At 59.2% G+C, this 15618-nt stretch carries 16 protein-coding genes; 6 read left to right on the top strand and 10 right to left on the bottom strand.

Annotated features, from left to right (window positions below):
- Window position 1 precedes the first annotated feature (1 nt).
- Window positions 2-1162 (bottom strand): acyl-CoA dehydrogenase family protein, encoded by a 1161-nt coding sequence (locus tag ACR0IP_RS12775; protein WP_170659030.1) that lies wholly within the window; start codon window positions 1160-1162, stop codon window positions 2-4.
- Window positions 1163-1261: 99 nt separating this feature from the next.
- Here ACR0IP_RS12775 and ACR0IP_RS12770 point away from each other — a divergent pair, with 99 nt between their 5' ends.
- Window positions 1262-2179: a GlxA family transcriptional regulator gene (locus tag ACR0IP_RS12770; RefSeq protein WP_480525923.1), complete on the top strand. Its 918-nt coding sequence runs from the start codon at window positions 1262-1264 to the stop codon at window positions 2177-2179.
- A gap of 45 nt (window positions 2180-2224) precedes the next feature.
- On the opposite strand, the gene ACR0IP_RS12765 is transcribed toward ACR0IP_RS12770, so the two are convergent.
- Complete coding sequence (locus ACR0IP_RS12765) at window positions 2225-3352, bottom strand: TauD/TfdA family dioxygenase (RefSeq protein ID WP_480525921.1); 1128 nt, start codon at window positions 3350-3352, stop codon at window positions 2225-2227.
- 395 nt (window positions 3353-3747) lie between these two features.
- Here ACR0IP_RS12765 and ACR0IP_RS12760 point away from each other — a divergent pair, with 395 nt between their 5' ends.
- Window positions 3748-4782 carry an MDR family NADP-dependent oxidoreductase gene (locus ACR0IP_RS12760; RefSeq protein WP_170378518.1) on the top strand — a complete coding sequence of 345 codons (1035 nt, stop codon included), beginning with the start codon at window positions 3748-3750 and terminating at the stop codon, window positions 4780-4782.
- 83 nt (window positions 4783-4865) lie between these two features.
- Here the strand turns inward: ACR0IP_RS12760 and ureG are convergent, their stop codons facing one another.
- Genes ureG through ACR0IP_RS12720 form a run of 8 tightly spaced genes read right to left on the bottom strand, consistent with a single transcriptional unit; the run spans window position 4866 to window position 9907 of the window.
- Entirely contained in the window at window positions 4866-5486 is a 621-nt protein-coding gene (gene ureG / locus ACR0IP_RS12755) for an urease accessory protein UreG (protein ID WP_170378520.1), read from the bottom strand.
- Window positions 5483-6136: an urease accessory UreF family protein gene (locus ACR0IP_RS12750; RefSeq protein WP_170378522.1), complete on the bottom strand. Its 654-nt coding sequence runs from the start codon at window positions 6134-6136 to the stop codon at window positions 5483-5485. The genes ureG and ACR0IP_RS12750 overlap by 4 nt, the downstream gene beginning before the upstream one ends.
- Entirely contained in the window at window positions 6120-6572 is a 453-nt protein-coding gene (ureE, locus tag ACR0IP_RS12745) for an urease accessory protein UreE (RefSeq protein WP_170378524.1), read from the bottom strand. Before ureE ends, ACR0IP_RS12750 begins: the two co-directional genes overlap by 17 nt.
- Window positions 6573-6590: 18 nt before the next feature.
- Window positions 6591-8351: an urease subunit alpha gene (ureC, locus tag ACR0IP_RS12740; RefSeq protein ID WP_480525919.1), complete on the bottom strand. Its 1761-nt coding sequence runs from the start codon at window positions 8349-8351 to the stop codon at window positions 6591-6593.
- On the bottom strand, window positions 8351-8656 hold the full coding sequence (locus tag ACR0IP_RS12735; protein WP_170643278.1) for an urease subunit beta: 306 nt from the start codon (window positions 8654-8656) through the stop codon (window positions 8351-8353). Before ACR0IP_RS12735 ends, ureC begins: the two co-directional genes overlap by 1 nt.
- Window positions 8653-8814: a hypothetical protein gene (locus ACR0IP_RS12730; RefSeq protein ID WP_170666682.1), complete on the bottom strand. Its 162-nt coding sequence runs from the start codon at window positions 8812-8814 to the stop codon at window positions 8653-8655. The genes ACR0IP_RS12735 and ACR0IP_RS12730 overlap by 4 nt, the downstream gene beginning before the upstream one ends.
- A 15-nt stretch (window positions 8815-8829) precedes the next feature.
- Window positions 8830-9132, bottom strand: coding sequence for an urease subunit gamma (locus ACR0IP_RS12725; RefSeq protein WP_170378531.1), 303 nt, complete (start codon window positions 9130-9132; stop codon window positions 8830-8832).
- A 1-nt stretch (window position 9133) separates the two neighbouring features.
- Window positions 9134-9907, bottom strand: coding sequence for an urease accessory protein UreD (locus tag ACR0IP_RS12720; RefSeq protein WP_480525916.1), 774 nt, complete (start codon window positions 9905-9907; stop codon window positions 9134-9136).
- Between the two features lie 443 nt (window positions 9908-10350).
- On the opposite strand from ACR0IP_RS12720, the gene urtA reads away from it, so the two are divergent.
- From urtA to urtD, 4 genes are all read left to right on the top strand, one after another.
- Window positions 10351-11631: an urea ABC transporter substrate-binding protein gene (urtA, locus tag ACR0IP_RS12715; protein ID WP_480525914.1), complete on the top strand. Its 1281-nt coding sequence runs from the start codon at window positions 10351-10353 to the stop codon at window positions 11629-11631.
- Between the two features lie 61 nt (window positions 11632-11692).
- On the top strand, window positions 11693-13645 hold the full coding sequence (gene urtB / locus ACR0IP_RS12710; protein ID WP_170378537.1) for an urea ABC transporter permease subunit UrtB: 1953 nt from the start codon (window positions 11693-11695) through the stop codon (window positions 13643-13645).
- Window positions 13646-13648: 3 nt separating this feature from the next.
- On the top strand, window positions 13649-14878 hold the full coding sequence (urtC, locus tag ACR0IP_RS12705; protein WP_170378539.1) for an urea ABC transporter permease subunit UrtC: 1230 nt from the start codon (window positions 13649-13651) through the stop codon (window positions 14876-14878).
- A complete protein-coding gene (urtD, locus tag ACR0IP_RS12700) occupies window positions 14875-15615 on the top strand; it encodes an urea ABC transporter ATP-binding protein UrtD (protein ID WP_170378541.1) in 741 nt (246 codons plus the stop codon). The genes urtC and urtD overlap by 4 nt, the downstream gene beginning before the upstream one ends.
- Window positions 15616-15618: the final 3 nt, after the last annotated feature.

Raw genomic sequence — 15618 nt, 5'->3', positions numbered from 1 at the left:
GTCAGGCGCCCAACGGACGCAGAAGATCACGGCTGATGATGTGACGCTGGATTTCGCTGGTGCCATCCCAGATCCGCTCGACCCGCGCGTCACGCCAGAAGCGTTCGATCGGAAAGTCGTCCATCAGGCCCATACCGCCATAGATTTGCAACGTCGCGTCGGTGACACGCGCCAGCATTTCCGAGGCATAAAGCTTGGCCGAGGCGATCTCGCGGTTCGAAGGCAGGTTTTTGTCCAGGCGCCAGGCAGCCGACAGCGTCAGCCAGTCTGCGGCATCAATCTCGGTGATCATATCGGCGATCTGGAACCCAATGCCCTGGAATTTACCGATGGGCTGGCCGAACTGCTTGCGCTCGGCAGCATAGTTCAGTGCATAGTCGAAACAGCGCCGCGCCCGACCAACCGAGAAGGCCGCAACCGTCAGACGAGTCGCGTAGAGCCACTCGTTCATGACAGCGAAACCACCATCGACCTCGCCCAGAACCTGCGCGTCAGGCAGGCGACAATTGTCGAAGTAGAGGATGTAGTTTTTGTAGCCCTTGTGACTGACCGAGTTATACCCCTCGCGCACCTCAAACCCGGGCGTGCCGCGATCCACCAGGAAGGTTGTGATCCGCTTTTTGGGCCCTTTTGGTGTTTCATCCACGCCGGTCGCAATGAAGACGATGAAGAAATCCGCGTGTTCCGCGCCCGAAATGAAGTGTTTGGAGCCGTTGATGACCCAATCGCCCCCATCCTTCACAGCCTGACACTTCATCCCGCGCACGTCCGACCCCGCATCCGGTTCGGTCATCGCCAGCGCATCCATCCTTTCGCCGCGCACTGCAGGCAGTAGATAGTGTTCGCGCTGTTCATCGTTGCAAGCCATCAGGATGTTTTGCGGGCGGCCAAAGAAATGAGTCAGAGCCATCGATCCACGACCCAGCTCGCGTTCGACCAGCGTAAAATCGAGATGTGAAAGGCCTGCGCCGCCAACCTCTTCGGGGAAGTTGCAGGCATAAAAGCCTAGGTCGATGCATTTCTGTTTGATCTCTTGGCCCAGCTCATGGGGCACCTGACCGGTGCGTTCGACCTCGGCTTCATGCGGGTAGATTTCGTTTTCGACAAAGCTGCGGACTGTCGAGACGATCATGTCCTGTTCTTCGGTGAGACCAAACTGCATGGCGCGATATCCTTGGATAGGTGATTGACGCAGGAAACGAGATTCCTCATGGTCACGGCATGCAGTTTTCGCCATATATCATGCAAAGTTGGTAAAATTTTGAGTCACAGATTTAACATTCTGCTGTTCGATGGATTCTCGAACCACTGCCTCGCCAACATGGTCGAGCCTCTGCGGGCGGCCAACACTCTGTCCCGGCAGTCTTTGTATGAGTGGCGGTTCTGTTCCGTTGACGGAGAACCCGTCCACAGCTCCAGCGGGCTTGCGGTGACGCCGGATGTCGCCTTGACCGACCACAAAGGGGATGTTCTGGTCGTGATGCCCTCCTACGGGTTCTTGCAATTGGGCACGCCCCGTACCCTACGCGCCCTGTTGGCGGCTGCAAAAAGGCACGAACAGGTGGCCGGGCTGGATACCGGCAGCTGGTTGATGGCGCAGGCCGGGTTGTTGGATGGGCAGCGCGCGACCATTCACTGGGATGAGCTTTCCCGATTTGAAGAAGCCTTTCCAGCCGTGGACGTCGTACAAGAGCGTTATGTCATTGATGGCGCTCGTCTGACCTGTTCCGGGGCGATGGCGGCGTTTGATCTTGCACTGGCGCTTATCCGCACGGATCACGGCCCGCTGTTGTCGATGGAGGTCGCCCATCTGTTTATGAGCCGTGGCCGGAGCGACCACTATGCCTTACCGATGCAAACCGAAGACACTCTGGTGAATCGCGCCCTGGCCATCATGCAAGCAAACCTTGAAACACCGCTGTCGATCACGCAGGTCGCGCGCAAAGCGGGCTGCACTCAGAAACGGCTGGAAATGCGCGTTCAGGCGGACCTGAAAACTACACCGCAATCGCTCTATCGTCGGTTGCGTCTGAACCTTGCGCGCAGGCTGACTGAAGAGACCGAGCAATCCATCGCCGAGATCGCCAGCCGGTCGGGCTACGAGAACGCCAGCGCGATGACCCGTGCTTTCAAGGCCGAGTTCGGGCAGACCCCCACGGCCTTCCGCAACAGGGTGTAGAGGGACAGCGCCGCCCCAAGACGGCGCTGCTCTTATGTCAGTCGCTTAACGCGACAGAACGCGTAGGCGACTTTCGAATTCACCACGGTCCACATAGCAGCCGTGCAGGTGACGGTGGCCTGTATTGGGATCGAAGGACGACCGCCCATGCAGTACACGACGGTTGTCAAAGACCACCATTTCGCCCCCCTTCAGCTTGAGCTGAAGCAGGTATTTGGGGTCGCGCGTCATCGCCATGAACTTCTGATAGGCGCGGTAGTAGCGCGGCATCAGAGCGGGCTCGATATCAAGGAAATCCGCCAGATGCGCGTTGAAGCAGATCTCTATCACGTCGCCGTTTTCATCGCAGGTGATGACCCGTTTGCGCGAGCGGATATCCGTTTCTCCATCATGGAACCGGAACGGGATCGAGGTGTCGCACAGGGCGTCAAAGGCATCGGGATCTTCCAGTTTCAGGTCCTCTGCCACCGCATAGCCATCACAGAACAGCGACTCACCGCCCTCAGCCTCATTGGCGAGACAATGCAGGAACTGGAACCCCGGAGGCAGTTCCTGATTGGTCAGGTCGGTGTGCAGCGGCAGCGCAACTGGCGTGTAGGCTAGGTTATTCGGGTTGGGTTTGGATTTGACCTCGAAGGTCAGTCCAAAATTGGTCTCGCGCAAAAAGCCGATCCGGCGCGCGACATCCATGCCAGCCTCGGTGCTGTCGGCCAGATGGTCCACGATGCTCAGCCCGTATTGACGCGCGGCGATCAGCCAGTCCTTCAAAGCACTGTCTTGTGTCAGCACCCCATCGGCGTTCGCGCGGGGAATACCGGCGGGCGAAAGTTCGGCCCGCCATGTGACAAAACCGGTATCGGCCGGATCGAAAGCAGGTTGCCCCGGGCGGCGATCGCGCAGCCTGTCCAGATCAAAACCGGTGGGCGCCTGATCTTTGGCCCAAACAACATGCAGGCTGTTGTCGGACTGGAAGGCCTGCACGGGTTTGATATCGAGCGCAATGGCGGTGAGGTCGGTCAGGCGCTCCTGCGTCTGTGGGTGGAACCCAGCGGGGTCGTTTTCGCGTAGCCAGATGAATGGGAAATCCCCGGTCATATGGTCGGGCCAAGTGATACGCACATGTGTTTCGGCCAGTTCAACCTGAACCGGTTTCGAGAGAGTTTGAGTTGTCATGATAGTCTTTCGCGTTGAGTTGAAATTCGGGTTCAATCTCAGCGCGGGGATGGGGGCGGCCACCAATCATAGGCCTTCCTGTAGGGATGCCCGGGTCGGCGGCCCAACGTCGCTGGTATTTCTAAGCTGGATGGCATGCGAAGGTCTGCTTTGGGGGGCTATCTCTTTGCGAAGGCTTAAATTGTTTTGCGTCGCAGTCAAACGGAAAACGCGCCGGAAAATGTAGAACCTACGGCAATCTTCAACCCTGCTGTTTTGCTGAGCAAACCCTGCGGCACAAAGGTGTGAAAAGATTGACGCGCCGCCCGAAATACAGAACGGTATCACAAAATCCGACGCCCCGATCCTTGTGACGTGCCGGCGCGACAAACCAGCCTCAGTAGAGAGAGAAGACCATGCCCCAGACCGCAGACACAAACCGCCGCATCGTTCTGAACGAACGCCCCAAAGGGGAACCCGATGACAATACGCTGCGGCTTGAGACAAGGGATATCCCTACTGCGGGTGCAGGAGAGATGCTGGTCCGCACCTGCTACTTGTCACTGGACCCGTATATGCGCGGGCGGATGAATGACGCGAAGTCCTACGCCGAGCCAGTGGCGATTGGCGGGGTCATGACTGGACAGGTTGTGGGAGAGGTTGTGACCTCGAACCTCGACGGATTCGAAGCAGGTGACTATGTGCTGTCTGGTAGCGGTTGGCAGGACTATGCGATCTCGGACGGGACCGAGGTCATAAACATGGGCAAAGCACCGCAAAACCCGTCTTGGGCGTTAGGTATTCTGGGTATGCCCGGCTACACCGCTTATGCCGGGTTGCTACAGATCGGCGAACCCAAGCCCGGAGAAACCGTGGTCGTTGCCGCCGCATCCGGCCCGGTCGGAGCAACCGTGGGGCAGATCGCTAAGATCAAAGGGTGCAGGGTCGTGGGCGTTGCGGGCGGAGCCGAAAAATGTGCGCATGTGGTGGAAAATCTGGGCTTCGACGCCTGTATCGACCACAAAGCTGCCGATTTCGCTGATCAATTGCGGGCCGCCTGCCCGGATGGGATTAACGTCTACTTCGAAAATGTTGGCGGCAAGGTGCTTTACGGTGTCCTGCCTTTGCTGAACGCTTTTGCGCGCATCCCGATCTGCGGCGTGGTCTCGTGGTACAACCTGCCTGGCTTGCCGGACGGTCCGGATATGGGGCCTGCGATCATGGGTACGCTGCTGCGGATGAAAGTGAAGGCGCAGGGCTTCATCATCTTCGACAGCTTCCCGGCGTCGCTCTACAAGGAGTTCGTCCGGGATATGACCGGTTGGATTCAGGACGGATCGGTCAAATATCGCGAGCACATGGTCGAGGGGCTAGAGGCCGCGCCCGAAGCACTCAACCAGCTGCTGCGCGGTGAGAATTTCGGCAAGATGGTGGTAAATGTCGGGGCCTGATTACCCCGGCCAACATCCAGTTAGCGCCCCACTCCGAATTAGAAATGACAGTCGCCACACCGATCTGCGGCGACTGCTCTCCTTCAGGCCGTTTCAAGCCCACCAATCGCAGCCAGTGCGCTGACGATTTCGGGCACGCCCTGCCGTTGACGCAAGGAGGCGAACAAAAACGGCCGACCCTTGCGCATGCGTGTGGCGTCTTCTTCCATCACCTCTAGCGACGCGCCTACATGTGGCGCGAGATCCGTTTTATTGATGATCAACAGATCCGATTTCGTGATCGCGGGCCCACCCTTGCGCGGGATTTCTTCGCCCGCAGCCACATCAATCACATACAGCGTCACATCCGCCAATTCCGGGCTGAACGTCGCCGACAGGTTGTCGCCGCCGCTTTCGATCAGCACGATGTCAATTTCCGGGTGGCGCGACTGCATTTCCGCCACAGCCGCAAGGTTGATCGAGGCGTCCTCTCGGATCGCGGTATGCGGGCAACCGCCGGTTTCAACGCCGATGATCCTGTCCTGAGGCAGGATCTGCATCCGCATCAGCGCCTCGGCGTCCTCCTGCGTGTAGATGTCGTTAGTGATCACGCCCACCGAACAGACATCGCGTAGCGCCTCAGAAAGCGCGGCAGTCAGGGTGGTTTTGCCCGCGCCGACGGGGCCTCCGATGCCGACACGAAGGGGGCCGTTCGTACTGCTCATGTTCGGAAAATCCTTGAATACTGTGTTTCATGCTTCATTGCCGCGATATCCGGGAGGAAGGTCGTCGAACTGAGGTCCTCCAGACCCGCGTCCTGCGCCTTTGCGGCAATCGTTGCACAGAGGGGTGTCAGATCCCGTATCAGCCGCTGCGCATCGGTTTGACCCAAGGGCACAAGGCGCGTTGCGCAGGCGACCAGATTGCTCAGGAACGCCTGCAGGAACATCTCAGTAACCAATGGCAACGGCAAATTCTGCAATCGTGCCGCACGCCCTACCGCCACCGGATAGGTCAGGTGCTGCAAGTCCAAGCCCCAGACATCCCCGGTCACGGCTCCAAACGCCTGTCCGAGCAAACTGGTTTCCATCAACCGCTCGGATGAGGCGCTGAACGCGCGGGCTGTGGCGTCGATGTCGGTCAAGTCGACCGGGGTTTCGGCCATGTAAGCCGCCCCCAGAAAAAGCACATCGTTCCAGCCAGAGCCATGTTCCACCACGTCCGACACCCAGGCGCCCGTGTCCTCAGGGCCAGCAACCGAACCGAGTTCAATCGCGGCCTCCAACCCATGAGAATAGGCGAAGCCGCCGACCGGATAGGCCGGGGACAACCACTGCACCAAGGTCAGGATATCGGAGTTAGTGGGCGTGGCCATGTGTCCTGCCATGACCATAAGCGCCGCCTTCGGGGGTGAAGGGTTCAACGACCTCTTGGATTTCGGCCCCCAGTTTCAGCAGCATATCTCGAATGACATGATCGCGTTGTATCAGGAGCCGGTCGGCTTCGATCTGACAGGGGGTGTGGCGATTACCAATATGCCACGCAAGGTGCAGCAGATTGTCCCCGCTGATTTCCAGCAACTCTTCCGGGGCAGCGATGATTTCAATCTCGCGCCCATCCTCCAGCACCAGAACGCCGCCATGGTCGAGGGATTTCGTGTGCGCCAGATCGACCAAAAAGGACTCACCATCATCTGTGGCCAGCATTTTACGGCGCAGGAAACGCCCGTCATAGTCCAGCGAGACCTGAGCATGCGCCGGATCGTGGTGGTGATCGTGATAGATTCGGGCGGTTTTGATTGCAGTGGTCATCGTGGCCTCCTTTTCAAATCAGAACATGAAATAGCGCTGCGCCATCGGCAGCACTTCGGCAGGTTGACAGGTGAGCAACTCCCCATCGGCTCGGACCTCATAGGTTTCCGGATCAACCTCGATCTGGGGCGTTGCATCATTCAGCAGCAAATCCTGCTTGCCGATATCGCGCGTGTTGCGCACGGCGACGGTTTGTTTCGCCAGTCCCAGTGTATCACCGATCCCGCCCGCTTGCGCGGCCTCCGAGACAAATGTGATCGCCGAGTTTTCAACCGACCGGCCGTATGCTCCGAACATGGGGCGGCTATAGACCGGTTGCGGCGTAGGGATCGAGGCATTCGGGTCGCCCATCTGCGCACAGGCAATGGTGCCACCCAACAAGACCATCTCGGGCTTCACCCCGAAGAAAGCCGGGTTCCACAGGACCAGATCGGCGCGTTTGCCTTCCCCGATACTGCCGATCTGATGACTCAGGCCATGCGCAATCGCCGGGTTGATGGTGTATTTCGCGATATAGCGACGGACCCGCAGGTTGTCGTTGTCACCTGTTTCCTCGGGCAGGCGGCCGCGTTGTTTCTTCATCTTGTCAGCGGTCTGCCATGTACGGATCAGGACCTCTCCGACTCGACCCATAGCCTGACTGTCCGAAGCGATGATGCTGAACGCGCCCATGTCGTGGAGAATGTCCTCGGCCGCGATCGTCTCACGCCGGATGCGGCTTTCGGCAAAGGCCACATCCTCGGGGATGGATTTGTCGAGGTGGTGGCACACCATCAGCATATCAAGATGCTCTTCGACCGTGTTCACGGTGAAGGGGCGCGTGGGGTTGGTTGAGGATGGCAGAACGTGGTTTTCGCCGCAGATCTTGATGATATCGGGGGCGTGGCCGCCGCCAGCGCCTTCGGTGTGGAAGGCATGGATTGTGCGGCCTTTCATGGCGCCCACGGTGTTCTCGACAAAGCCGGATTCGTTCAGCGTATCGGTATGGATCATGACCTGCACGTCCATCGCATCGGCCACTGAAAGGCAGCAATCGATGGCGGCAGGGGTCGTGCCCCAATCCTCATGCAGTTTCAGAGCGCAAGCGCCTGCGTTGACCTGCTCCTCCAGCGCCGCAGGCAGAGAGGCATTGCCTTTACCCGCAAAGGCCAGGTTCATCGGGAACGCGTCGGCGGCTTGCAACATACGCCCGATATGCCATGGGCCCGGTGTGCAGGTGGTGGCCAGAGTGCCATGCGCAGGGCCCGTCCCTCCTCCCAACATAGTGGTCAGGCCGGAGTGCAACGCATCCTCAATCTGTTGCGGGCAGATGAAGTGTATGTGACTGTCGAAGCCCCCTGCAGTCAGGATTCGCCCCTCGCCCGCAATGGCCTCGGTGCCGGGGCCGATGATGATATCGACGCCGGGCTGGGTATCGGGGTTCCCGGCCTTACCGATTTTGGCGATGCGCCCGTCTTTCAGACCCACATCCGCCTTGTAGATACCTGAGTGGTCGACGATCAGAGCATTGGTGATGACCGTATCCACGGCCCCCTCGGCGCGCGTGGCCTGAGACTGCCCCATACCATCGCGGATCACCTTGCCGCCGCCGAACTTGACCTCTTCGCCGTAGAGCCGCGCATTATCGCCCGTCCCACCGGTAGCGGCAGCGCCCGCACGTTCAGCGGTCAGGTCGCGTTCGACCTCGATCACCAGATCGGTATCGGCCAGCCGCAGCTTGTCGCCGGTGGTCGGGCCGAACATGGCGGCATAGTCAGAACGTTTGATTGTTGCCGGCATCAGAGCGACCCCATGACCTTTTGATTGAACCCATAGACTTTGCGCGCGCCGCCGATTGGGATCAGTGAGACCTCGCGCGCCTGACCGGGCTCGAACCGAACGGCGGTGCCCGGCGCGATGTCCAGGCGCAGCCCGTGTGCCGCTGCACGGTCAAAGTCGAGCGCCGGGTTGGTTTCGGCGAAATGATAGTGCGAGCCGACCTGAACCGGGCGGTCGCCGGTATTGGCGACCATCAGGGTGATTGCCTTTGCACTTGCATTCAGGGTGATCTCACCCTCGGCCGGGAACAGCTCTCCGGGTATCATTTGTTCAACTTTATCATCAGCGCGATTGCGGCCAGTGCGACAACCGCCAGGCCAACGCCAAGGGTCGCGTAGTCCATGCCGTGCGCATGGATATGCGTATCGGTGTGGGCGGCGGCAGGGCCTGCAACGATCAGGGCGGGGAAAAGCATACGGGTCATATCTTGGTTCCTTTGTTAGCGAATGGGGTTGTGGACGGTCACAAGCTTGGTGCCGTCGGGAAAGGTGGCTTCGACTTGAACCTCGTGGATCATCTCGGGCACGCCCTCCATGCATTGATCCCGGGTGATCACTTCGGCTCCGGCCTGCATCATGTCAGCCACAGAACGACCGTCGCGCGCACCTTCGACCACAGCGTCGGTGATCAGGGCGATGGCCTCGGGATGGTTCAGCCTGACCCCTCGGGCAAGGCGTTTGCGGGCAACTTCGGCGGCCATGGCGACCATCAGTTTGTCTTTTTCGCGGGGGGTCAGGTTCATCTCAGATCATCCAGCATCGGGGAAGAGTGTTGTTGTTGAGTTGCCGCAGAACCGGCATCAGCTCACGGCGCAGGGCAAAGCTGTTTTCGGCCAACATCCGGATCACCAGCAGATCACCATGTATCAGCGTTGCACCTGCCGTTTCTGGCAACATCTGGCGCACCGTGTCCAACTGGCCTTCGGCCGAACTGCAGGCAAAGACGACCAGCGCCATTGCACCCGCCCCGTCTGCGATATGGGGCTTCGCGAGATGGGCGTGCAGGTCGCCGGAAAATCGCATTGTATCCAAGAACAGAGGGGCTCCACCGCGCCGAATTTCGATCCGGTCCCGCAAACGGATATCCGTCAGGGTTTCGCCCATCGCCGCGCGCCCAAAGACTAAAGGCTCGACCATCAGCAGAGTCGCGTCCGGCTCCATTTCGACCAATAGTCGACGATCCAGAGCACTGCCGTTGAACAGGATTGTCTCTTGCGGCATCCAGTTCATGCGAGCACCGGGCGCGACGGTCAGGTGATTGACGACCTGACCATAGGGGCCGGGCTGCGCCTTGTAGGCGCGCTCACAGGCCTGCGTCGTCATCGTCAGCGTAGTACCTTCACCAGCTGTTCCGGAGAACCGTAACGCATCCCCACCGGTGACGCCGCCGGCTGTGTTCAGCAGAACCGCATCCAACGCGCGCGATTCAGCACGTGGGAACAGGCACTTAAAGGAACCAGATTGGCGGAAAACGTCCAGAACAGACCGCTTTCCCAAAGGCTTGGTGCTGATCGACACGGCCCCCTTGGCACGGGGAGGGGTTTTGTCCGTGATGGGCGTTATATGGGCAAGTTGCGTAATTGGTCACCCCCGAGGCGTCAGTTCATGCCCTGTGTTTCGGGTCTCGGATGGCGGAAAACCATTCTCGGGTGTCGTAATCGAACACAAAACCGATGCAGATGACCAAATTTTTGGCACACACCAAGACAATGGATTAAAAATTAATCAGATGCGGCTGATTTTTGCATTTGCCTGACCGACAGCTTGCCAAGATTGCCGCGATGCAGAAACCGTATGGGTGCTCGTCGGGGGAAACATCTCGAAGGGTGTGTGACGGCTGCGCGAATTGGACCTCGAAAACAACCGCCACACGATAACGCAACAACAGTTGCGGGGATCAGGTAGAAGAGAAACGCGCCTTTGTGCAAGCCCTCTCTCCCGGCCCCGCCCAGGAGGATTACATGAAATCGCTCAAATCCACGCTCGCCGGATCACTGGTATTTGCTGCCATGGCCACCGCTGCACTGTCGGCTGAAGACACGATCAAGGTTGGCGTGCTGCATTCGCTGTCCGGCACGATGGCAATCTCGGAAACCACGCTGAAAGACACGATGCTGATGCTGATCGACCAGCAAAACGCCAAGGGCGGCCTGCTGGGCAAGCAGCTTGAAGCGGTCGTAGTCGACCCGGCCTCGGACTGGCCGCTATTTGCTGAAAAAGCGCGCGAGCTGCTGACCGTACATGAGGTGGATGTGATCTTTGGCAACTGGACCTCGGTCAGCCGGAAATCGGTTCTGCCCGTGATCGAAGAACTGAACGGCCTGCTGTTCTATCCGGTTCAGTATGAGGGCGAAGAATCCTCGAAAAACGTATTCTACACCGGTGCCGCACCAAACCAGCAGGCAATCCCTGCGACCGACTATTTTCTGGAGGAACTGGGGGTCGAGAAATTCGCTCTGCTCGGCACAGACTATGTCTACCCCAGGACCACCAACAATATTCTGGAAAGCTATCTGAAGGGTAAAGGCATCGCGGACGAGGATATCTTCGTCAACTACACCCCCTTTGGTCACTCTGACTGGTCCAAGATCGTGGCGGACGTTGTTGCGCTGGGTGCGGATGGTAAGAAGGTCGGCGTGATCTCGACCATCAATGGCGATGCAAACATTGGCTTCTACAAGGAGCTGGCGGCCGCGGGCGTTTCGGCGGATGACATCCCGGTCGTAGCCTTCTCAGTCGGTGAGGAAGAACTCTCGGGTCTGGATACCACCAACCTGGTCGGCCACCTGGCCGCGTGGAACTACTTCCAGTCGGCAGATACCGACGTGAACGCCGAATTCGTTGAGACGTGGAAAGCCACCATGGGTGAAGACCGCGTGACCAACGACCCGATGGAGGCGCATTACATCGGCTTCAACATGTGGGTGAACGCCGCGACCGAGGCGGGCTCGACCGAGGTCGACGCTGTCCGCTCGGCCATGTACGGGCAGGAATTCCCGAATCTGACAGGTGGCACTGCCGTAATGCTGCCGAACCACCACCTGGCCAAGCCGGTTCTGATCGGTGAGATTCAGGAAGATGGCCAGTTCGATATCATCAGCGAAACAGACGTCGTTCCAGGTGATGCATGGACCGACTTCCTGCCAGAATCGGCGGTTCTGATCTCGGATTGGAAAGACCTGGGTTGCGGTATGTACAACACCGAGACCAAAACCTGCGTTCAGACCCTGTCGAACTACTAACCTTCTCGCAAGGCGGGTATCATCGCCCGCCTTGCCCTAAAGACACCTCGGGTTTCACCACATGTTACGACTATTCCTTGCGGGTCTCGCAATCCTATGCGCCTGCCTAACGGCCAATGCGCAAGAGAGCGGTTTGCAACCGATCCTGCAAGAGCATCAGGAAATCATCACCAAAAGCTCGCGCAAGACGATCAAACCGGCGATTGATGCGATTGCCAGCAGCGGTCTACCGCAAGCGCAGGTGATGCTTGAGACATGGGCCGCCAAAGACGTGTGGATGCGCAAGTCGGACGGCCTGTTCTTTGCAGGTAAAAAGGCCGAGGGCCGCTCGTATGAGCTGACCGATTTCGACACCGGAGAGGTCGTTGGAACGTTCGAGAAATCCGACCTGAAGCAGTTGAAACCCAATAGCGGCATCCGCGCGATGATTGGAACAGCTTTGGTCCAGTTCCAACTGACCGACCCGGACCGGGCAAAACGTCTGGCAGCTTTGACTTCTATTCAACGCGATCCCGAAGGCGCTCTGCTGGTGCCGCTGCGCGCCTCGATTGAGGACGAGCCCGATGCCGATCTGAAAGCGCAGAAGCAACGTCTCGAGCGGTTGCTGACCATCGGCTACGACGAAGATACCGCAGCACGTGTGGCTGCGATTGAAGACATGTCCGACGATCTGGGGGTGGACGTCCGCGCGGCTCTGAACCCTTTGGTCGTGACGAATCGACATACGGGCACAGATCTGCCCTCTGATGCGAATATCGCCGCCATTCTAGATCCCGGATCAGAAGCCCTGACGAGGGGCGAGGCATATGATCTGTTGGTTGCCAATGAACTTGCCGCACCGCGCACATCGCCCGACGACATACGCGCCGCACTGGCCGCCAATATCGACGGAGGCCGCGTGGGGGGCATTCCTGTCGCGCAGCTGAACTCTGACACCACGCGTGCTCAGGCTTACGCTGTTTTAGCCGAAGCCGGCCTCGTGCCTGCTTTGATCACCGAGGCCGACATCGATTCTGCGTTGGAAACGCATGTCTTCTTTGAGACCTATGCCGAACCCTCACCCGAAATCACAACCGCAGCCGAAAAGGCGCTGGAACAGATCGAGCTGAAGGTCGGTTTGAACCAGACCCTCGACCTGACACTGGACGCAATCTCATTGGCGTCGATCTATTTCCTCGCTGCCATCGGTCTGGCTATCACCTTTGGCGTGATGGGTGTGATCAACATGGCCCACGGTGAGTTCATCATGATGGGCGCCTACACCGGCTACGTCGTGCAGCAGTTCATCCCCGACCATACGCTCTCAATCATCGTCGCCATCCCCATGGCCTTCGCGGTCACCTTCGCCATGGGCGTCGCGATGGAGCGGTTGGTGATCCGCTGGCTCTATTCGCGCCCGTTGGAGACGCTGCTGGCGACGTTCGGCATCTCGATTGCCCTCCAACAGCTGGCCAAGAACATCTTTGGTACGCAGGCCCGACCGCTGACCGCGCCCGGCTGGCTGGACGGGGCGTGGGTGCTGAACGATGTGGTCTCGATCAGCTATATCCGTATCGCGATCTTCGTTCTGGCGCTGATCTTTCTGGGACTTTTCCTTTACATCATGAAGCGCACCCGGCTGGGGCTAGAAATGCGCGCGGTGACTCAGAACCCACGCATGGCGGGGTCGATGGGGATCAATCCGGGGCGGGTGAATATGCTGACCTTCGGGCTTGGTTCCGGCATCGCAGGGATCGCCGGGGTTGCGATTGGTCTGTTCGCCAAGGTCACGTCTGATCTGGGCAGCGACTATATCGTGCAAAGCTTCATGACCGTGGTTGTCGGCGGGGTCGGCAACATCTGGGGCGCGCTGGCGGGCGCAGGCATGATTGGCTTCCTGCAAAAGGGCATCGAGTGGATGAACCCGTCGAACACCCTCGCGGCGCAGACCTACATGATCATCTTCATCATCATTTTCATCCAGTTCCGGCCACGGGGCATCATCGCCCTCAAAGGCCGCGCGGCGGGGGATTGAGCCATGGAACGCAGCTTTGTCGCCAAGAACCCCTCCGTACTTGTCTTTCTGGCCATCCTGTCCCTGTTCACATTGGGCGTGACCGTCCTGTCCGAAGGGTTCGGGATCGGCGTGATCTCAACCAGTTTCGTCAAGACGTTGGGCAAGACCCTGTGCCTGTGCCTGATTGCCGTGGCGATGGATCTGGTCTGGGGCTTTACCGGCATCCTCTCGCTGGGCCATTTCGCCTTCTTCGGGCTAGGAGGCTACATGATCGGCATGTGGCTGATGTACGAACGCACGCGCCTGATCGTGGTCGAGTCTCTGTCACAAGCCGAAATCCCCCCTACCCCGTCCGAGGTTGTGGACGCCATCGGTACACAGATTTTTGGCGTGGTCGGATCATCGGATTTTCCGCTGATCTGGGCCTTTTCCCATAGTCTGACCCTGCAACTGATACTGGTCGTTTTGGTGCCCGGACTTCTGGCGCTGATCTTCGGCTGGCTGGCCTTCCGCAGCCGGGTGACGGGCGTGTACCTGTCGATCCTGACCCAAGCCATGACGCTGGCGTTGGCCCTCTACCTGTTCCAGAACGACAGCGGATTGCGCGGCAATAACGGCCTGTCTGGCTTGCAGAACCTGCCGGGTGTGACCGCCTCGCAGGACGTGGTGTCGATCTGGTTCCTTTGGGCCTCGGCGCTGGCCCTTGGCTTGGGCTATATACTCGCGGCGTGGGTTGTGTCGGGCAAGTTCGGGTCGGTCATCCGTGGCATCCGAGATAATGAGGCGCGGGTGCGATTCCTTGGCTATTCTGTCGAGGTCTACAAACTGGCCGTGTTCACCCTGACCGCCTGTATCGCCGCCATCGCGGGCGCGCTCTACTACCCTCAAGCTGGGATCATCAACCCCGAAGAGATGGCCCCCATCGCTTCGATCTATCTGGCCGTTTGGGTCGCCATTGGTGGGCGTGGTCGCCTGTATGGTGCGGTGATCGGGGCGGCTTTCGTCAGCCTGCTCAGCACATGGTTCACCGGCGGACAGGCCCCTGATATCCCACTTGGGTTCTACACGATCAAATGGGTCGACTGGTGGCAGGTGCTGCTGGGCATCTCCTTCGTACTGGTAACTCTGTTCGCACCAAAGGGTATCGGTGGCCTGTTCGACCTCTGGACCAACCGCCGTGCGCCGCAGCGCCACGGTGCGCCGCTTGGCCCCGACGACAGCGCCCTACGCGAAAAGGAGGCAACGGAATGAGCACTCTGCTAGAGGTTAGCGGCGTTTCGGTTACCTTCGACGGGTTCCGCGCAATCAACAACCTGTCCTTCCAGATCGGCGAGGCCGAACTGCGCGCCGTGATCGGCCCGAACGGGGCTGGAAAGACGACCTTCATGGACATCGTCACCGGCAAGACGCGGCCAGACGAAGGCCGTGTGATCTGGGGGGAAAAATCCGTCTCACTGCTGCGGATGAGCGAAGCGAAAATTGCGCAGGCCGGGGTTGGCCGGAAATTCCAGAAACCCACCGTGTTCGAGGACCAAAGCGTTAGAGAAAACCTGCTGATGGCCCTCAAAAACAAACGCGGTTGGTTGGGTGTCCTATTCTATCGGCCCTCAGCGGACGATCTGGAGGAGGTCGAGGAACTGGCCGATGAGATCGGCCTGAAGGACGAACTTGATCGCAAGTCGGGTGAGCTGAGCCACGGGCAGAAACAATGGCTCGAGATCGGGATGCTGCTGGCGCAGGAACCGCGCCTTCTGCTGGTTGACGAGCCTGCCGCCGGGATGACCCCGCAGGAGCGCGAGCACACAACTGATCTGCTGGTTCAAGCCGCCAAGACCCGCGCCGTTGTGGTCGTAGAACATGATATGGAATTCGTCCGCCGCCTGAACTGCAAGGTCACCGTCCTGCATGAAGGATCGGTTCTGGCCGAGGGGTCCCTGGACCACGTGACATCAAATCAGGACGTCATCGACGTCTATCTAGGGCGCTGACCG

It is taken from the genome of Ruegeria sp. AL11, from assembly GCF_056540865.1.
The sequence above is the reverse complement of the archived record's forward strand: the minus strand, read 5'-3'. Positions and strand labels throughout refer to the sequence as shown.